This is a genomic window from Sphingomonas sp. 77B, from assembly GCF_056497825.1.
This window is the reverse complement of sequence record NZ_JBWMBY010000001.1, coordinates 136,494-154,474: the sequence shown is the minus strand read 5'-3', so window position 1 is coordinate 154,474 and position 17,981 is coordinate 136,494. Positions and strand designations below refer to the sequence as shown.

The following is a 17,981-nucleotide window of genomic DNA, read 5'->3' as shown; positions in this document are numbered from 1 at the left end:
TGACGAGCGTGACGAACGGACGCATAGCTCAGTTGGTAGAGCAGCTGACTCTTAATCAGCGGGTCCTTGGTTCGAGCCCAAGTGCGTCCACCAGTTTCTCCAACGGCTCTGCAGCGATGCGGGGCCGTTGTGCTATGGGGCCGTCCGGCCCCCAACGGGATAGATGATTGATGGCAGGATATAAGGTTCCCGGTTTCGCCGATCGTGCATCGGCTTCGCGCGACGCCAAGGCCGCCGCGCTGGAAAAGCTGCGCAACAAGGCTGCGCCCGACCCCGAAGTGGTCGCGGCCCGCGCCGCCGCCCGCGCGGCCAAGGAAGCCGCCGAGGCCGAACGCCGCGCCGCGCACAAGGCCGCGATCGAGCAGGAAAAGGCGGCCCGCGAGGAAGCCCGCGCCAAGGCGAAGGCCGAGGCCGAGGCTGCTGCGGAGGCCGCTGCCGCCGCCGCCCGCCCGCCGGTGGTCCCCACCGCCGCCGAGCTGAAGGCCGCCCGCGACGCGCGCTACGCCGCACGCAAGGCCCGTCAGGGCAAGTGACGCCGCGCGAGCTGCTGGGCATCGCCGAGGTGCCGGGCGGCGAGCCCCTGCGGCTGTTCCGCCGGGGCAAGGACTTCATGATCGTGCTCGACCGCAACGAGCTGATGAGCACGCGCATGAGCGGCTCTGAAGTGGCGTTGGGCACGATGACCTGCGACCGGCTGGGCGGGCGGAATGCGCCGCATCTGCTGATCGGCGGCTATGGCATGGGCTTTACCCTGCGCGCCGTGCTGACCCGGTTGGGCCGCGACGCGCGGGTGACGGTGGCCGAGCTGGTGCCGGGCATCATCGAATGGGCGCGCGGGCCGATGGTCGAGCTGACCGCCGGATGCCTGGACGATCCCCGCGTCACGTTGGCGATGGGCGATGTCGGCAATGCGATCTATGCGGGGCGCGGGATGTATGACGCGATCCTGCTCGACGTGGACAACGGCCCCGACGGGCTGACCCGCCCGGCCAATGACGGGCTATATTCCAACCGGGGGCTGGACGAGGCGCGCGTCGCATTGCGGCCCGGCGGCGTGCTGGCCATCTGGTCGGCCGCGCCCGACCCGGTCTTCACCCGGCGGTTGTCGCGTGCGGGCTTCCTGGTCGATGAAGTGAAGGTCCGCGCCCGCGAAAACGGCAAGGGCGCGACGCACACCATCTGGTTCGCCACGCCGCGGTGATACGCAACTCCTCCCCGGTACGGGGAGGTGGCAGGGCGTCAGCCCTGACGGAGGGGGGCTTCCTCATAGGACATACCCTTGCGGCACGCCCCCTCCACCATGCTGCGCATGGTCCCCCTCCCCTTACCGGGGAGGAATGTCCTCTCGCTTGGCCCCGTCCAGTTCCTTGCGCAGCCGTTCCTGCTCGGCCGCATCCCGCTGCTTCTCGGCCTTGCTCCGCCCGAACCGTGCACGGTTCTCCACCGCCTGCTGCTCGGCTGCCTTACGAGCCAGACCTTTACGCGCCTGACGGAAATTGATGATCTCCGCCATCAGTGCCGCCGCAGCCGCCGAAACAGGCCCTTTCGCTGGCTGAACGCCTCGAACATCTCGTCCGGCCCTTCGGGGTCGAGCACTTCGTTATCGGCCAGCCATTCCTCCACGCTCGACAGGTCGGGCACCTCATAGGGGCGCAGGGTCCGGCCCGGCCGTCCGCGCAGCACCTCGACCGCCGCGATCAGCGAGCCTGTCCGGGCGACCGTCTCGCCTACCAGCTTGGTCGCCACGCCCAGATGCTCGCCCAGCAAGTCGTCGCGGATTGCCCCGATCCGCTGCCCCGCCGCACTGTCCTTCTCTACGGCGATCGCGAGGTCGCATTCGGTATCCAACCGCATCGAGCGGTTGTTGAGGTTGGACGAGCCCAGGCGGAAGACCCGATCGTCGGCGATCAGGATCTTGGCGTGGCAATAGATCGCCTCGCCCCCCGCCGTGAACGGATGATAGAGCCGAAAGCGCCCATGCCGGTCGCGCCGCCGCAACGCCTCGACCAGCCGTGCGCGTGCCGTGTCCATCGCGATCGGCTCCAGCCAACCTTGCGCGGTCAGCGGGTTGACGATGACGAATTCCGGGCCGTTTTCCTCGTCCAGCCGCCGGGCGATCGCCTCGGCCACCCGGCGCGAGGCGAAATACTGGCTCTCGATATAGACGTAGCGCTCGGCCCGCGCGATCTGGGCGAGGAACAGTGCCTCATTCTCATGCACCGCCGTCTGGTCGTCCATCTCCGGCATAGTGCGCGCGATCGCGACCGGCTGATCCTTGAAGTCGGGCTCCAACCCTTCCGGCCAGCAGCTTGCGCCCGGCACGGCGGGGCCCATCGGCTTGCCCCCGGCCGCGTGCCAGCGCGCACGGAACAACTCGCCCAGCGCATGGGTCACCGGCCCCTCCACCGCGCTGATCGCGTCGTGCCAGGGCTTGTAGGGCTGCCCGCCGGGCCGCGTGCGTCTGGGATCGTCGTCGCGGTGCTCGCGTGTGTCCCACCGCTCGCTGGTCATGTCGATACCGCCGCAAAAGGCGAACTGGTCGTCGATGATGACGATCTTCTGGTGGTGTGAGGCCGCGATCGGGTGATGGCCGTCCAGCTTGGTGTGGATGCGGCTGTGCGTCATCCACTTTAGGACGGTGAAGAAGGTCTTGCCCCGGAACAGCGATTTGATCGCGCCGGTATCCCAGCGGAGCAGGAAGATCTCCAGCTCGGGCTGACGCTGGACCAGTGAATAGATGAAGTCGCCCACCGTCTCGCCCGGCGCCTCGTCATGGTCGAGGACGATACGCGCGTCGAAATCCCAGCCAATCAGCAGGATCCGGCGCCGCGCATTCAGCATCGCGCGCCGGGCCATGCGGAAATATTCCTCCGCATCGATGATGACCGCCATCCGGTCGGCCTGCTCGATCCGCCAGCATTCCTGTCCGACCTTCAACGACGCTCTCCCCTGTTCACGCGTGCGTCATGCCCCGACGATCCCGCGCTGGCAAATGCCCGTGCGGAAACGTCACGCCCGTTCAAACACAAAAGGGGGTCAGAAGATGCGGTAGCGGATCGGTCGAATCGATAGCGACTGCCCCGGCACGGCGTCGGCCGCCACCGGAAGATCGAAGGTCAGCGGTTCGGCCATACCAGCAACCTCCGCCGTGACCCGGCGGGATCGACCGATCGGGCGGCTGGCGAGGACGGTGATGGTCAGCGCGCTGGTCGCGCCCGGCTCGGCCAGTTCGACATCGTGCGGGCGGATATGGATTTCCCCCGCCCCCTGCCCGCGCGCTTCGTCGGGCAAGGTCGCCAGTCCGTCGCCGATCAGCGCGGCTCCGTCGCGCCGCATCACCGGCAGCCGGTTCGTCTCGCCGATGAAGGACGATACGAAGGCGGTGGCGGGCGCGCTCTGCACCTCGGCTGGGGTGCCGACCTGCTCGATCACGCCGCCGCGCATCACGACGATACGGTCGGCGATCTCCAGCGCCTCTTCCTGGTCGTGCGTCACGAAGATCGAGGTCAGCCCCGTCCCGTCATGAATCCGCCGCAGCCAGCCGCGCAAATCCTTGCGCACCTGCGCGTCAAGCGCACCGAACGGCTCGTCGAGCAGCAATAGGCGCGGTTCGATGGCGAGCGCACGGGCGAGCGCCACGCGCTGCCGCTGGCCACCCGACAGCTGCGCGGGATAACGATCGCCCAGTTGCGGCAGCTGGATCAATTCCAGCAGTTCGGCGACCTTCGCCGCGATCACCGCCTTGGCAGGCCGATCGCGCCGCTTTCGCACGGTCAGGCCGAAGGCGATGTTGTCGGCCACCGTCATGTGGCGGAACAGCGCGTAATTCTGGAACACGAAGCCGATCCGCCGCTCGGCGGCCGGGGTGCCGGTCATGTCCTGTCCGTCGAACAGGACATGACCCTCGTCCGCGAAGTCCAGCCCTGCGATGGTGCGGAGCAAGGTGGTCTTGCCCGAACCCGACGGGCCGAGCAGCGCCAGGAACTCGCTCGGCTTCGTCTCCAGCGACACCCGGTCCAGCGCGGTGAACCCGCCGAAGCGGCGGGAGATATTCTCAACGACGATGCTCAATGCGCGGCTCCCGCCCGGTGGATGCCGAAACGCCATTCCAGCACCGTCTTCACTCCCAAGGTCACCAGCGCGAGCGAGGCGAGCAGGGACGCCACCGCGAACGCGCCGACAAAGTCATATTCATTGTACAGGATCTCGACATGCAAGGGCATGGTGTTGGTCAGGCCCCGGATATGCCCCGACACCACCGACACCGCGCCGAACTCGCCCATCGCGCGGGCATTGCATAGCAGCACGCCGTAGAGCAGCCCCCAACGGATATTGGGCAGCGTGACATGCCAGAAGGTCTGCCATCCGCTCGCCCCCAGCGACCGCGCCGCTTCCTCATCATCACGCCCCTGCTCGGCCATCAGCGGAATCAGCTCGCGTGCGACGAAGGGGAAGGTGACGAACACGGTCGCCAGTACGATCCCGGGGACGGCGAAGATGATCCGTACGCCATGCGCGGTCAGCCACGGCCCCAGCCACCCTTGCGCGCCGAACAGCAGGACGAAGATGAGGCCGGACACCACCGGCGATACCGAAAAAGGCAGGTCGATCAGCGAGATGAGCAGGCTTTTTCCGCGAAAGTCGAACTTGGCGATGGCCCAGGAGGCCGCGACACCAAACACCGCATTGACCGGCACCGCGATCGCCGCGACCAGCAGGGTCAGGCGGATCGCCGCCAGCGCATCCGGGTCGACCAGCGCTGCGACGAACACCTGCCACCCCTTGGCCAGTCCGCCTGCGAAGACCATGATAAGCGGCAGGAAAAGGAAAAGCGCCAGGAACAGGAAGCCGACGCCGATCAGCGCCCGCCGCGCCCAGGGGCTTTCAACCGTGGTGGGGTTGGGACCGCTCATCGCGTCCCCCGCTTGGCGCGCCACGCCTGGAGCAGATTGACGACCAGCAGCATCGCGAAGGACAGGACCAGCATCACGCAGGCGATGGCGGTCGCGCCGTCATAGTCGAACTGTTCGAGCTGGGTGATGATGAGCAGTGGCGCGATCTCCGAATGAAAGGGCTTGTTGCCCGCGATGAAGATGATCGAGCCATATTCGCCAACCCCCCGGGCGAAGGCGAGCGCGAAGCCGGTCAGCAGCGCGGGCGTGATCGCGGGCAGGATGATCCGGCCAAAAGTCTGAAGCCGCGACGCCCCCAAAGTCGCGGCGGCTTCCTCTACGTCACGGCCCAGGTCCGCCATAACCGGCTGGACCGAGCGAACAATGAACGGCAAGCCTATGAAAATAAGCGCAATCGCAACGCCCAACGGCGTATAGGCCACCTTGATCCCCAGCGGCGTGAGCAGCGACCCGACCCAGCCATTGTCCGAATAAAGCGCGACCAGCGCGATGCCCGCCACCGCCGTCGGCAGCGCGAAAGGCAGGTCGACCGCCGCGTCGATCAGCTTCTTGCCGGGAAAGTCATAGCGGACCAGGATCCATGCGATCAGCAGCCCGAAGACCGCATTGACCGCCGCCGCCGCCAGCGCCGCGCCGAAGCTGAGCCGATAGGCGGCCAGCGCGCGCGGCGACAATCCGGCCGCCGCAAAGCCTTCCCAGCCCATCCCCGCCGCCCGCACGACCAGCGCCGACAGCGGCACGAGCACGATCAGCCCGAGCCAGAACAGCGTCATTCCCATGGTCAGCCCGAAACCGGGCAGCGCCGAGCGGCGCGCCTTTCCCGACACCGCAATCAGCGCCGCGTGCCGCCGGCATAGATGGCGTCGAACACCCCGCCATCGGCAAAGAACCGCTTCTGCGCCGCGCCCCAGCCGCCGAAGTCCTTGATCGTCACCATGTCGACCTTGGGAAAGGTCGCGGCATATTTGGCCAGCACCGCCTGATCGCGCGGACGGTAGAAGTTGCGCGCGGCAATCTCCTGCCCCTCAGGCGTGTAGAGGAACTTCAGATATTCGGTCGCGACCTGTTCGGTGCCATGCGCCTTGGCATTGGCGTCGACCACGGCGACCGGCGGCTCGGCCAGGATCGAGATCGATGGCACGACGATGTCGAACTTGCCCGCGCCCAGCTCCTTCTCGGACAGCAGCGCCTCATTCTCCCAGGCGAGCAGCACGTCGCCCAGCCCGCGTTCGACAAAGGTCGTCGTCGCCCCGCGCGCGCCCGAATCCAGCACCGGCACATGCGCATAGAGGCTGGCGACATATTTCTGCGCCGCCGCGTCCGATCCGCCCGCCTTTTTGCCGTAAGCCCAGGCCGCCAGGAAATTCCACCGCGCGCCGCCGCTGGTCTTGGGACTGGGCGTGATGACCTGCACGCCCGGCTTCACAAGATCGGCCCAGTCGCGAATACCCTTCGGATTGCCCTTGCGCACCAGGAATACGATGGTCGAGGTATAGGGCGCGCTGTTGTCGGGCAGGCGGCTCTGCCAGTTGGCGGGCAGCAGCTTCGCCCGCTCGGCAATGGCGTCGATGTCATAGGCGAGCGCCAGCGTCACCACATCCGCCGACAGCCCGTCGATGACCGAGCGTGATTGCTTGCCCGACCCGCCATGGCTCATGCGGAACGAGACGGTCTTGCCGGTCTTCGCCTGATACGCCTTGGCGAAGGCGGCGTTGACGTCCTTGTAGAGCTCGCGCGTCGGATCGTAGCTGACGTTCAACAGCTCGACCGAACCCTTGCCGTTGCCGCCGCCCGAACAGCCGGACAAGCCGCCGACCAGACTGATCGTACCGATCATCAAGGCGGCCGTCATGGCCGGAAATGGTGCTCGCATCAGGACCCGTCCCTTTTGTTTCGCCGCACACCCTATCTCGATCCCCCCGATAGGAAATGCCGGAAAGCTTGGGACGCACAAAGCCCTGCTTTTGCTCCCCCGATCCCGACGGACGCCCCATCCGGCACGACGAACCCCGGCAACGGCCCCTTGTAACGGCACGGTCGAGGGACGATCTCCCGCCCGCATCAATCGCTTATAGTCTTGGAAAGGACGCGCATGACCGCCCCGCAGATCGACGTGAAGACCGGCCTCTATATCGGCGGCGAATGGCTGGGGGCGGAGGGGCGCGACACCCAGGCCGTGCTGAACCCCGCGACCGGCCAGGCGCTGGGCGACCTGCCGCTGGCGACCACCGCCGACATGGACCGCGCGCTGGAGGCCGCCGCGCGCGGTTTCGAGATGTGGCGCAAGGTCGCGCCGCAGGAGCGCGCCACCGTGCTCCATCGCACCGCCGCGCTGGTCCGCGAGCGCGCCGAGGATCTCGCCCGCCTCGCCACGCTGGAGGAAGGCAAGCCGATCGGCGAGGCGCGGGGCGAGGTCGCCGCGACCGCCGCGCTGCTGGACTTCCATGCGGGCGAGGCGGTGCGTATCTATGGCCGCGTCCTTCCGCGCCCCAGCGGCACGCGCTCGCTGGTACTGCACCAGCCGGTCGGCCCGGTCGCGGCCTTCTGTGCCTGGAACTTCCCCGTGATGAACCCGGTGCGCAAGCTGTCGCCCGCCATCGCGGCGGGGTGCTCGGTCATCCTGAAGCCCAGCGAGGAAACCCCGGCCAGCGCCATCGCGATCCTGCGCTGCTTCCAGGATGCGGGCCTGCCGGGCGATGTTGCACAGCTGGTCTTCGGTGTGCCCGATGCAGTGTCGCGCCATCTGCTCGCCTCGCCGGTCACGCGCAAGCTCAGCTTTACCGGGTCGGTGCCGGTCGGCAAGCATCTGCTCAAGCTCGCCGCCGATACGGTGATGAAGTCGACCATGGAGCTGGGCGGCCACGGCCCCGTGCTGGTGTTCGACGATTGCGATCTGGACAAGACGCTCGATACGCTCGTCACCCACAAGTTCCGCAATGCGGGCCAGGTGTGCGTGGCCCCCACCCGCTTCCATGTGCAGGAGGGGATTTACGAGCGCTTCGCCAAGGGCTTTGCCGAGCGCGCGGCCGCGCTGAAGATCGGCGACGGCCTGTCCTCCGATACGCAGATGGGCCCGATGGCCAATCCGCGCCGCCCCGAAGCGATCGGCGCGATGATCGAGGATGCGGTCAGGAACGGCGCGCGCAAGCTGACCGGCGGCGAAGCGAAGGGCGGAGACGGCTTCTTCTTTGCCCCTACCGTGCTGGCCGACGTCTCGCTCGACGCCAAGGCGATGAACGAGGAGCCGTTCGGCCCGATCGCGCTGATCCGCCCCTTCGCCACCACCGAAGATGCGATCGCCGAGGCCAACCGCCTGCCCTTCGGCCTGGGCGCCTATTGCTTCACCGAGAACGGCCGTCGCCAAAACCAGCTGGGCGACGAGATCGAGGCGGGCATGATCGCGATCAACACCGTCCGCCTGAGCTGGGGCGACGCACCCTTCGGCGGGGTAAAGGAAAGCGGCTATGGCTCGGAAGACGGACCCGAGGGCATCGCCAACCACATGATTACCAAGGCGGTTCACATCGCCTGAACCCGCACGGCCCGGCGCCCTCGCGGCGCCGGGCCATTTTTCTTCCGCAAGAAAAATGTCAAAAACCCTCTTGGCAGGTCGGACATGCTCGGCTAACAGCGCCCCACCAGACGGGGACACGCTCCCCGCCATGCCGCAGACCGGCATCGGACGCATAGCTCAGTTGGTAGAGCAGCTGACTCTTAATCAGCGGGTCCTTGGTTCGAGCCCAAGTGCGTCCACCATTTTCGTTTAAATCTTATTAACTTCACGTTCGTACGACTGATCTCACAGATCGGTCATCGGCTTGAACGGCCATGCCACCGAATGTCTCGTTTCATGAGGAGGTGGTTTAATGGTCCATATGACTGTCCCCGGTTGGACCTATGCTGCGTTATGCAATGATGAGGACGAGCGGGCCCTTCACCTTATAAAAATCGGCTGCACACAAAATCCAGAGGGGCGCTTCCGCGACGATGAGCGTGAGATCATTATCAGCCACCCTGACAGCCTCCACGGGTACGACGACAAAGCTCGTTTCAAGTGGGGAGAACTGGAGCGAAGAGTGCTATCCTTCGCTGGTCGCTTCGGACTCCGCTACGAAGATAATGACCCGGAATATGTCACGGACTCCCATCTAAAAATGCATGGATCAATCGAATTAATAAAATTCGATTACGATTCCATAATAGAGCTACGCGAATGCATCGATTATGCCGACCATGACGTAAAGGAATTCTTCGAAGACTTGCTGATGGCCCATGAGCAGGGTTTGGTTTACGAACGCCCAGAGTACTAAACCTTGCGACGGGGCTCGATGTGATTGGGATGGAAGTGCGCCACCTCCGTTCAGTCGAGCCGCCGTCGTCTTGGCAACGACGTATTTGAGCAGCGGCCTCTTAAGGGCTCACCGCGCCCCCTGCCCCGAAGGCGGCACCGGCGGGGTCGCGGACTTCGCATCGCTGACCGCCTCGTCATACCAACGCGACAGGTCGGCTTTCATGCTCCGCAGCGCGTCGGGGTTGAGATAGGTCATGTGTCCGGCCGGATAATAGGTGAAGCGCAGATTGGCCTGTTGCGCAGGCTCCAGCATCATGTGGCCCAGATCGTTCTCGGTGCCAAAGAACGGGGTCGCCATGTCGTAATAGCCGTTCATCGACAGCACCTTCAGATACGGGTTTGCCCGCATCGCGGCGGCCAGGTCGATGGCGGTATTGGGGTTGTTCTGCCCACCATCCGGTGACTTGTGCTTCCAGTTCCAGGTCCAGCCCGCCGCATCACGCGCGGAAAGGCGATAGGGCAGCTCGGTCTTATAGCCGAGCGTCGATTGCAGATAGTCCTGGAAGGACGCGATATAAGCCCCTGAAATCGCATCCGAAGAGGCATCCGTCTCCGGCGCCTCACCCGCCGCGTCGGTATCGATGCCGAGATAACGCGAGTCGAACCGGCCGACCGTCCGCGCCGAACCGCGCAGCAATTCCTTCTGAAAACGCGGCAGGTCGATGCGCAGGTTCGCGCGCTTGATATAGTCGGGCGAGATGCCGATCAGGCGGCTCATCTGCTCGGCGATCTGGTCGCGCTCCTGGGGCGAGATGCTCTGCCCCTTGGCCAGCGCAGACATATAGGGCCCGACGGCAAAGGCCCGCGCCTGCGCCACCACCGTCGCGACATCGGCGGGGCGATCGGCCAAGCGATTGTGATACCAGGCGGTTGCGGCATAGCTGGGCAGATAGTTCAGATAGACCTGATCGAGCCCCGGCTGACGATAGCCGTAATTCATGATCGAGCTGAGCAGCACCACGCCGTTCAGCGCCATGCCCCGCTCCTGCAACTGGTACGCCAGCGCGCCCGAGCGCAGCGTGCCATAGCTTTCGCCGAGCAGGAATTTCGGGCTCATCCAGCGGCCATATTTGGTGACGTAACGCTGGATCGCTCCGGCAAAGACGTCGACATCCTCGTCCACGCCATAGAATTGCGCAGGCTTCATATCGCCCAGCGGTCGCGAATAGCCGGTGCCGATCGCGTCGAGGAACACGAGGTCGGTCTTGTCGAGCAGCGAATCCGGGTTCGGCCCCACGTCATAGGGCGCGGGCCGGATGAATTCGGGGCTGGTCGTGCGGATGCGGATCGGCGCGAACGACCCCATGCGCAGCCAGAAGGAAGGCGACCCCGGCCCGCCATTATAGAGGAACGTCACCGGCCGCTTGGTGCCCGGCTTCGTGCCGTCGAGCGTATAGGCGGTGTAGAACATCGAGGCGGTCGGCTTGCCCTCGATATCGCGGACGGTCAGCGTGCCCGCCGAGGCGATATAGGGATAGGCGCGGCCGTTGATGGTCACGCTGTCGCGGTGGCGGACCTCGGTTTCCTCCAGCGGCGCGCGCGCCCAGGCGGCCTCCGCCTCGGCCTTGGCGGCTTCGTGATGCGGGGCCTTCTTCTCCCCCTCCTCCTGCGCGGCGAGCGGCGCGGTCAGGGCGGTGGCAGCGAAGAGGAGAGCGAGGCTGTTGCGGATCACGAAGGGCTCACGGGATTGGATAACGGAAGCGTCATGGTTCCCGGTTTCCGCATGCGTGGCAAGAGGTTGCGGGGGCCTAGGCCAATTATCCCTTGCTACGTTCAGCCTGAGCGAAGTCGAAGGCCACGCCTAGACGCTCAACCAATGGCGTTCCCCGGCGAAGGCCGGGGTCCAGTTTCTGCCCGGACGCGATAGCACGATGAATTTGCGTGGGAGGCAAATGGGCACCGCCCGCCTTGGCCGCCCCCCCTCGCCGCCTTCATTCCCTTTCAGCCTAGCCGAAACTGGGCCCCGGCCTTCGCCGGGGAACAAAGAGGTTATGGTTTTCCGTTGGCCTTCGACGTCGCTCAGGCTGACCGGAGGTTGGATGGCTCGGAGGCTGGCGGGGACACTGTTCCCCGCCAGCCGCTCCAATCAGCGCGCCAGCCAGGTCTGAACGGCGGGCTTCAGGCGTTCGGCCACCGCCTTGCGCACCGCGATCTGCGAGATCGAGCGCTTGGCGCCGCCGCGCGAGCCTTCAGCCAGGTTGGCGTTGGCCCAGGCCTCGATCTTGCCGGGCATGGCGGGATCGTTCGAGCCCGCGCCCAGCCCGACGATGAAGCTCGCGCGGTTGCTCTCCTCCAGGAAGCTGTCGACCAGCGGCTTGTTCGCCACCGCCCAGTCGAACGCCATGTCGGGATGCGCGCCCGCGATCGAGCGGAGCAGCGCGGCGCGCTGCGGCGGGGTGAAGGTGTTGTCCTTCAGCACGCTCAACGCCCGACGCGCCGCACCTTCGTCCTCCGCATACCCCAGTAGCGAGACATAGCGGTTCTTGACGACGGGATTGCGCTCGGCCTTGGCCAGTTCGTACAGGCGATCCCATTCGGCCGCCGTCGCGCGGGTCGCATAGGTCGCCAGGATCGGCTGGCGGATGGCCCCCGGAATAGCGTTGGGGTTCTTGGCGAGTGCCGCGACATAACCCCGCGCGCGCGCCGCGACCATGGCGTCACCGCTGGTGCCCAGCTGCCCGATCAACGTCTCACGCAGGTTGGAGACGAGCGCGCCGTCCTCCGGCTTCGGCTCGAAGCCGATGCGCGCCAGCACCGGCGACAGGATCGCCGCCGTCCGCGCGCGCAGCGGCTTTTCGAGCGGCGTCGCCTTATAAAGCCCGTTCAGACGCGACAATTCGCCCGCGACCGTTTCCCATTCCAGCGGATCGGCCTCGGGCTGCACCTGCGCCATCAGGTCGAACCAGCGGCCCAGATCCTGATATCCACCCGCCGCCAGCGCATAGTCGTCGCCCAGCGTCCCCAAACGGTCGGTCAGCGCCAGCTTGGCATAGTCGCGCACGATCGCGGCATGGCCCGCATCGTCATACATGACGCGCGTATAGGATCCCTTGCCCTGGTTCAGGACCAGCGTGCCGCAGCCGCCGACCGTTACCGGGGCGGGTGCCGCGCCGGTGACGATCGTGGTCGTCTCGGCCCCGCCGATGGTCGCCACGCGGATCGGCACATGCCAAGTCTGCGGCGCCTTTGACGCCTCGTCCAGGCCGAAGCGGCCCTGGCTCAGCATCGCGACGGTCTTGCCGCCCTCGCAACGTGCGCCCTGCATCGTGATGAGCGGCACGCCGCCCTGGAGCGTGAAGTCATGTGCGATGGTCGCGACATTCGTGCCGGACGCCTTGGACAGCTCTTCCCAGAGCTGGTCGGTCACGGTGTTCTGATATTTGTACTTCGCCATATAGGCGCGGATGCCCTTGCGGAACGTATCGGCACCCAGCGTCGATTCGAGCATCCCGATGACCGCCTGCCCCTTGAGATAGGTGATGCTGTCGAACGCCTCGCCGATCTGGTCGACCGTCTCGACCTTGCGGATGATCGGGTGGGTGGCGCTGGTCGCATCGATCCCCATCGCCGATTCGCGCTCGCCCGCGACATTGGCGGCCGCCGCTTCCCAAGCCGGGTTCAGGTCGTTGCTGGCCTTGCCCTCCATCCACGAGGCGAAACCCTCATTCAGCCAGAGGTCGTCCCACCAGCGCGGGGTGACGAGGTCGCCGAACCACTGGTGCGCCATTTCATGCGCGACGACGGTATAGATGCGCTGGCGGTTGCTCTCGCTCATGACCTGCGGATTGAAGAGCAGCTCATTCTCGAAATAGAAGATCGCACCCCAATTCTCCATCGCGCCGAAGAACTGGCTCGAGCCCGGCCCCGCGATCATGTCCATCTTGGGCAAGGGATAGGGCGTGCCGAAATAATCGTTGTAATAGGACAGCAGCTTGGTCGCCGCGCCCAGCGAATAGTCACCCTGGTCGACCACACCCTTGCGGCTGACCACGCCGATCTGGACACCGTTGGCATCCACCGTCTTGCGGTCGAGATTCCCTGAGCCGAAGAACAGCAGGTAGCTGGACATCACCGGCGTTTCGCCGAAGCGATAGAGCTGGCTGCCATCGGCCTGCGTCGTCACGGCCTCGGCGGGCATGTTGCTGATCGCGCGCTGCCCCTTGGGCGCGGTGGCGGTCAGGCGGAACTTCGCCTTGAAGGCGGGTTCGTCCCACATCGGCGCGAAACGACGCGCATCCGGCGCCTCGAACTGGGTCGCCAGCATCCGGTCGGCCGAGCCGTCGGCGTTGGTATAGTCGATCGCGAAAAGCCCATTGGCCGAACGGTTGATCGTACCCGTCCAGGCAAAGCCGACCCTGTGCCGCCCGACGTTCGCCGCCTGCGGCAGGGTGAGGGTCAGCGTCTGCGCCGTCTTGTCGAGCGCAAAGGGCACCGGCTTTCCGTCGAAGGTCGCGCGCGTGATCGTCAGTTCGGCCGCGTTCAGCACGATCGTCGCGGTCGACTGCTTCACGTCGACGTCGACGGTCTCTTCGCCCGAGAAGGTCAGCGCCTTCGCATCGGGACGCACGGTGATATCGTACAGGACCGGCGCGACCGTCTGGGGCAGCTGGCCCGCCGCCAGCGCCGGAGTGGAGACGGTCAGGGCCAGCAGGACGGAAAGGGCGGACTTCATCGCAATCAGGGCCTTTCAACAGGGAATGCGCAAATCTCTACGCCCTGTTCGGCTCAAAGCAAATGACGGTCATGTAATAATGTTGCACGCGACCCGGCGGCGCTGGACAGGCTTTACCTTTACGTTATCGTAAAGCCATGAGCCTGCCCCCTGCCCTGAGTCGCCCGCCCCTGAACCGTTTGGCGCTGCCCGTCATCGGGTCGCCTCTGTTCATCATCTCCAATCCGGACCTGGTCATCGCCCAGTGCAAGGCAGGCATAGTCGGCTCCTTCCCGGCGCTGAACGCGCGGCCCGCCAGCCTGCTCGACGAATGGCTGCATCGCGTCACCGAGGAACTGGCGGCGCACGACCGGGCACATCCGGATCGGCCGGCGGCGCCCTTCGCGGTCAACCAGATCGTCCACCGCTCCAACGATCGGCTAGAGGCGGATCTGGCGGTGTGTGCGAAGTGGAAGGTGCCGATCGTCATCACCTCGCTGGGCGCCCGCGAGGATGTGAATGCGGGCGTCCACAGCTGGGGCGGGATCACGCTGCATGACGTGATCGACGATCGCTTCGCACGCAAGGCGGTGGAAAAGGGCGCGGACGGTCTGATCGCCGTGGCGACGGGCGCGGGCGGCCATGCCGGGCGGCTGTCGCCTTTTGCCCTGGTGCAGGAAATCCGCAGCTGGTTCGGCGGGCCCCTGGCGCTGGCAGGCGCGATCGCGACGGGCGATGCGATCCTGGCCACACAGGCCATGGGCGCCGATTTCGCCTATATCGGCTCGCCCTTCATCGCCACGGTCGAGGCCAATGCGGCGGAGGCCTATAAGCAGGCGGTGGTCGACGGCCATGCCAGCGACATCGTCTATTCCAGCCTGTTTACCGGGGTGCACGGCAACTACCTCCGCGCCTCGATCGTGGCGGCGGGACTCGACCCCGACAACCTGCCCGAAGGAGACGTGACGACGATGAACTTCGGCGGCGGGCAGGCCGCCAAGGCCTGGCGTGACATCTGGGGCGCGGGCCAGGGTATCGGCGCGGTCGACCGCATCGTGCCCGCCGCCGAACGGATCGCCGAACTGCGCCGGCAATATGAAGCGGCGCGGGAAAGGCTGTCGCTTCCTTATTCCTCCCCTGCAAAAGCAGGAATGGCGTGAACGTCGATCCGGCCTAAAACGCCCGGCCCAATCGCGCCTGCAGCGCCAGCACGGGACTCGTCGCCGACGGATCGGTATCGGCCAGGGTGTCGAGCCGCTCGACGCGGCGATGCAGGTCCAGGCTTGCCTGGGTGAGCGCTTGCGCCGCTTCGGGCAGAAGTGCGAGCTGCACCTCGTCCGTATCGGGCGATGCGCCCAGCCGCCTCACCGGCTGTCGCGCCTCGTCCCAATTCATCTCGCCCGCCTGAACCGCGCGTTGGGTCAGGACCCAGGCGATGACGTGCATCAGTCGAGTCGTCACCTTCAGCGACTCGCAGGAAAAGGCGACCCGCAACACCGGGTCCAGGGCATCGCGCTCGTTCCGCCCGATGCCGTCGAAATATCCGCGCGCCGTCTCCGCCAGTGCCATGGCCTCGACATAGAGGCTGTCGGTCAGCCTGGCATGAAAGGGAGATTCGGGCGCTGCTTCAGTCATGCCGCATGGCTGGCATGGCGGACGCATCAGGAACAAGACGGCGCTTGCGGCACCCTGTCCCGATACGAACCGATCAGGCGATGATGTCGGGAATCAGCCGGTCTTCCAGTTCGGCCAGTTCGTCGCGCAGGCGCAATTTGCGTTTCTTGAGCCGCGCGATCTGCAACTGGTCCGGCGTCGAGGATTGCAGCAGAGCGGCGATGGCATCGTCCAGATCGCGGTGCTCGGTGCGCAACATGTCGATCCGCGCGCGTGCCAGCGTGACGTCCATCCTGCTCCCCCTTCGGCGACCGGCGCGGAGGAAGTCCGACGCCCGTTGGGTTCCTCTAGCAAGCCCGCGAGCACGGCGCGAGAGGCGGCAACACGTCGTCGCGCCAAATGCCTCATCCGGTCGATTCTGACGAAAATGGATGGGGACAGAGGGGGATTTTGGTGTTTTAATCATTCCCCCAAGCAATGACAGGAGGTTGAAGCCCATGCACACGGCGCATCAAACGGCCCTGGAGACCAAGCACGCCACGCTCGACCGGCGAATCAGCGCCGAATCGCAGCGTCCCGTGCCAGACGCGCTGATCCTTGCGGATTTGAAGAAGCAGAAACTCAAATTGAAGGAAGAGCTGCAAGGCCTATAGCCTTGACGCGGCCGCGCGGGTCGTCCGGCCCGCCGCGGCCCTTGTCACCGGCGTGACGAATCCGTCCCGATCGGGTCGGGACGGGGATTGACGAACAACTGCCGCGATCCTCCGATCAGTGGAAGGGCCGCGTTTTCAGTCCGGTGACGGACTTGGCATATTCCGGCGTCGTGGTGCCGCCGCCGACTGGCTTGCGTACCAGCGTCGGGTCGATCTGGCGATCGAAGGCCACGCCCACGCGGCCCTGGGTGCACCAGGCGATCCGCCCCGAGATCAGACCGATCCCGCGCAAGTCGAGCGTGACGGGCGTTCCGATTTCCACCGAAACAGGCAACTCGGCCATCAGGCCGCCTTCGGAAATGTTGCGGACACGCACGTCGCGCGGCGCGGTTTCGTCGACCAGCGTCATCTGTGCCATCAGCAACAGACTGTCACGCCGTCCGGCCCGGTCGCTGCGTTCCACTTCGTCTTCGGCCATGTCAAATCCACTCGCGGACAGGCGGTTCGCGGTCCCCATCGGGTTCGCCCTGCCTATCCGTTATTCCTCGCGCGATCATGCGATACGCTAGCTCGCGTTGCCAGCCGGTAAATGGCAACGGCCTCCAACCACCTGTCGGCCGATGGTGCAAGTCTTTTGCGTCGGAACCGGCGTGTCCCCCGGTTCGAACGGGGCCGGACGCTCCGGAGGACCATGCCGCCCGGAGCCCCGTCCGGACGATCAATCGTCGCGCGAAACCTTTTCGTTCCGCTCATGGCGCTCCTGCGCCTCGACCGTCATCGTCGCGATCGGCCGTGCTTCCAGCCGCCCCAGGCTGATCGGCTCGCCGGTAACTTCGCAATAGCCATATTCGCCCTCGTCGATGCGGCGAAGCGCCGCGTCGATCTTGGAAATCAGCTTGCGCTGGCGGTCGCGGGTGCGAAGTTCGATCGACCAGTCGGTTTCGCTCGATGCGCGATCGGTCAGGTCGGGCTCGCGCAGCGAGTCGATCTGAAGCTGCGACAGGGTTCCCTGCGCCTCCCGCTGGATCGCCTCCTTCCACGCGATCAGTTTGCGGCGGAAATACGCCTGCTGCTTCAGGTTCATGAAAGGCTCGTCCGCCGAGGGACGATAATTTTCATCGAGATCATTGGCCGCATCCGGCCCGGTGGATTCCGTTACGCGATTAATCACCGTCGCCATACCACTCTCCCAAAGGGCCCGTCGGTGCGACGTTCGGCACCGTGTCCTCGGGGCCGCCCCCTGATGGTCGAGAGCGCCTATAATCGGTGCCACCGTCCGCCGCAAGCGACCGGCGTTTCATCGTATTGCCATTTTCTATAATAAAGTTGCGATGTTAACGGAATATGGACGAATTGCTGCCTTTACAGGCTATTTCCACACCCGATCATCGAATCCCGTGCGACGCACACCATGCAGTTCTTTGCAGGATCAGGCGTTCCGGTACCGCGAATCCCAAAGCTAGACGGATTTCGCGAACAATGGGTTTGACCTTAAAGCTTTGTTGGTCACTGTGATGACAGGAACGTTTAAACTGTCGATAATGGACAGAATGGGCGGCGTTGCCGGAACCATGACCCGGCTTGAGCCTTGGTCCGCATCCCGTTTCGGGGGCGCGAACCGTTTGAGGATGTGACGATGTCTGTGCGAATGGCCTTGGCAAAGCTGGCGGCATGCGCTGCGGGGGGTGCCGTGATCGGCGGCGGAGCCGTGCACATGGTCGATCGCCCCGAGCGTCCGGCCCTGGTCAAGCAGACCAAGGTCAAGAAGCGCATCGTCCATCACCGCGCGCGCCCCAAGC

Annotated in this window: 19 protein-coding genes and 2 tRNA genes; 8 read left to right on the top strand and 13 right to left on the bottom strand. The window is 65.6% G+C overall.

Going from position 1 to position 17,981, the window contains the following annotated elements; genetic code table 11:
• Positions 1 to 17: 17 nt before the first annotated feature.
• The 3 genes from AC1GI4_RS00770 (at position 18) to AC1GI4_RS00760 (ending at position 1,201) form a co-directional block, all read left to right on the top strand.
• Positions 18 to 93, top strand: a tRNA-Lys gene (locus tag AC1GI4_RS00770).
• A 77-nt stretch (positions 94 to 170) separates the two neighbouring features.
• Positions 171 to 533 carry a DUF6481 family protein gene (locus AC1GI4_RS00765; RefSeq protein WP_056438408.1) on the top strand — a complete coding sequence of 121 codons (363 nt, stop codon included), beginning with the start codon at positions 171 to 173 and terminating at the stop codon, positions 531 to 533.
• Positions 530 to 1,201 carry a spermidine synthase gene (locus tag AC1GI4_RS00760; RefSeq protein ID WP_479628187.1) on the top strand — a complete coding sequence of 224 codons (672 nt, stop codon included), beginning with the start codon at positions 530 to 532 and terminating at the stop codon, positions 1,199 to 1,201. Before AC1GI4_RS00765 ends, AC1GI4_RS00760 begins: the two co-directional genes overlap by 4 nt.
• 123 nt (positions 1,202 to 1,324) lie before the next feature.
• On the opposite strand, the gene AC1GI4_RS00755 is transcribed toward AC1GI4_RS00760, so the two are convergent.
• The 6 genes from AC1GI4_RS00755 to AC1GI4_RS00730 form a co-directional block, all read right to left on the bottom strand.
• Complete coding sequence (locus AC1GI4_RS00755; protein WP_479628186.1) at positions 1,325 to 1,513, bottom strand: DUF4169 family protein; 189 nt, start codon at positions 1,511 to 1,513, stop codon at positions 1,325 to 1,327.
• On the bottom strand, positions 1,513 to 2,892 hold the full coding sequence (locus AC1GI4_RS00750; protein ID WP_479630319.1) for a phospholipase D-like domain-containing protein: 1,380 nt from the start codon (positions 2,890 to 2,892) through the stop codon (positions 1,513 to 1,515). Before AC1GI4_RS00750 ends, AC1GI4_RS00755 begins: the two co-directional genes overlap by 1 nt.
• Positions 2,893 to 3,036: 144 nt before the next feature.
• A complete protein-coding gene (locus AC1GI4_RS00745; RefSeq protein WP_479628185.1) occupies positions 3,037 to 4,071 on the bottom strand; it encodes a sulfate/molybdate ABC transporter ATP-binding protein in 1,035 nt (344 codons plus the stop codon).
• A complete protein-coding gene (gene cysW, locus AC1GI4_RS00740; protein WP_479628184.1) occupies positions 4,068 to 4,913 on the bottom strand; it encodes a sulfate ABC transporter permease subunit CysW in 846 nt (281 codons plus the stop codon). The genes AC1GI4_RS00745 and cysW overlap by 4 nt, the downstream gene beginning before the upstream one ends.
• Positions 4,910 to 5,740, bottom strand: coding sequence for a sulfate ABC transporter permease subunit CysT (cysT, locus tag AC1GI4_RS00735; RefSeq protein ID WP_479628183.1), 831 nt, complete (start codon positions 5,738 to 5,740; stop codon positions 4,910 to 4,912). The genes cysW and cysT overlap by 4 nt, the downstream gene beginning before the upstream one ends.
• 5 nt (positions 5,741 to 5,745) lie before the next feature.
• Positions 5,746 to 6,786: a sulfate ABC transporter substrate-binding protein gene (locus AC1GI4_RS00730; protein ID WP_479628182.1), complete on the bottom strand. Its 1,041-nt coding sequence runs from the start codon at positions 6,784 to 6,786 to the stop codon at positions 5,746 to 5,748.
• A gap of 219 nt (positions 6,787 to 7,005) precedes the next feature.
• Between AC1GI4_RS00730 and AC1GI4_RS00725 the strand changes: the two genes are divergently transcribed.
• The 3 genes from AC1GI4_RS00725 to AC1GI4_RS00715 all read left to right on the top strand — a co-directional run bounded on the left by AC1GI4_RS00725 (position 7,006) and on the right by AC1GI4_RS00715 (position 9,223).
• Entirely contained in the window at positions 7,006 to 8,445 is a 1,440-nt protein-coding gene (locus tag AC1GI4_RS00725) for an NAD-dependent succinate-semialdehyde dehydrogenase (protein WP_479628181.1), read from the top strand.
• Between the two features lie 148 nt (positions 8,446 to 8,593).
• Positions 8,594 to 8,669, top strand: a tRNA-Lys gene (locus tag AC1GI4_RS00720).
• A gap of 110 nt (positions 8,670 to 8,779) precedes the next feature.
• The gene (locus AC1GI4_RS00715) at positions 8,780 to 9,223 is read left to right on the top strand and encodes a hypothetical protein (protein ID WP_479628180.1); all 444 of its coding nucleotides are present in this window, start codon (positions 8,780 to 8,782) and stop codon (positions 9,221 to 9,223) included.
• Between the two features lie 108 nt (positions 9,224 to 9,331).
• Here AC1GI4_RS00715 and AC1GI4_RS00710 read toward each other — a convergent pair whose 3' ends face one another.
• Positions 9,332 to 10,936, bottom strand: a complete 1,605-nt coding sequence (locus AC1GI4_RS00710; protein ID WP_294273001.1) for a S10 family peptidase — start codon at positions 10,934 to 10,936, stop codon at positions 9,332 to 9,334.
• A gap of 414 nt (positions 10,937 to 11,350) precedes the next feature.
• Complete coding sequence (locus AC1GI4_RS00705) at positions 11,351 to 13,936, bottom strand: M1 family metallopeptidase (protein WP_479628179.1); 2,586 nt, start codon at positions 13,934 to 13,936, stop codon at positions 11,351 to 11,353.
• Between the two features lie 137 nt (positions 13,937 to 14,073).
• Here AC1GI4_RS00705 and AC1GI4_RS00700 point away from each other — a divergent pair, with 137 nt between their 5' ends.
• Positions 14,074 to 15,075, top strand: coding sequence for an NAD(P)H-dependent flavin oxidoreductase (locus tag AC1GI4_RS00700; protein ID WP_479628178.1), 1,002 nt, complete (start codon positions 14,074 to 14,076; stop codon positions 15,073 to 15,075).
• 13 nt (positions 15,076 to 15,088) lie between these two features.
• On the opposite strand, the gene AC1GI4_RS00695 is transcribed toward AC1GI4_RS00700, so the two are convergent.
• A complete protein-coding gene (locus AC1GI4_RS00695; protein WP_479628177.1) occupies positions 15,089 to 15,550 on the bottom strand; it encodes a DUF1465 family protein in 462 nt (153 codons plus the stop codon).
• 73 nt (positions 15,551 to 15,623) lie between these two features.
• Positions 15,624 to 15,821 (bottom strand): YdcH family protein, encoded by a 198-nt coding sequence (locus AC1GI4_RS00690; protein WP_042482878.1) that lies wholly within the window; start codon positions 15,819 to 15,821, stop codon positions 15,624 to 15,626.
• 205 nt (positions 15,822 to 16,026) lie between these two features.
• Here AC1GI4_RS00690 and AC1GI4_RS00685 point away from each other — a divergent pair, with 205 nt between their 5' ends.
• Positions 16,027 to 16,182, top strand: a complete 156-nt coding sequence (locus AC1GI4_RS00685; RefSeq protein ID WP_294272988.1) for a DUF465 domain-containing protein — start codon at positions 16,027 to 16,029, stop codon at positions 16,180 to 16,182.
• A 115-nt stretch (positions 16,183 to 16,297) separates the two neighbouring features.
• Here the strand turns inward: AC1GI4_RS00685 and AC1GI4_RS00680 are convergent, their stop codons facing one another.
• The 3 genes from AC1GI4_RS00680 to AC1GI4_RS00670 all read right to left on the bottom strand — a co-directional run bounded on the left by AC1GI4_RS00680 (position 16,298) and on the right by AC1GI4_RS00670 (position 17,962).
• On the bottom strand, positions 16,298 to 16,660 hold the full coding sequence (locus AC1GI4_RS00680) for a PilZ domain-containing protein (RefSeq protein ID WP_294272985.1): 363 nt from the start codon (positions 16,658 to 16,660) through the stop codon (positions 16,298 to 16,300).
• A gap of 240 nt (positions 16,661 to 16,900) precedes the next feature.
• The gene (gene dksA, locus AC1GI4_RS00675; protein WP_294272982.1) at positions 16,901 to 17,362 is read right to left on the bottom strand and encodes an RNA polymerase-binding protein DksA; all 462 of its coding nucleotides are present in this window, start codon (positions 17,360 to 17,362) and stop codon (positions 16,901 to 16,903) included.
• A gap of 279 nt (positions 17,363 to 17,641) precedes the next feature.
• The gene (locus AC1GI4_RS00670; protein ID WP_479628176.1) at positions 17,642 to 17,962 is read right to left on the bottom strand and encodes a hypothetical protein; all 321 of its coding nucleotides are present in this window, start codon (positions 17,960 to 17,962) and stop codon (positions 17,642 to 17,644) included.
• Between the last annotated feature and the right edge of the window lie 19 nt (positions 17,963 to 17,981).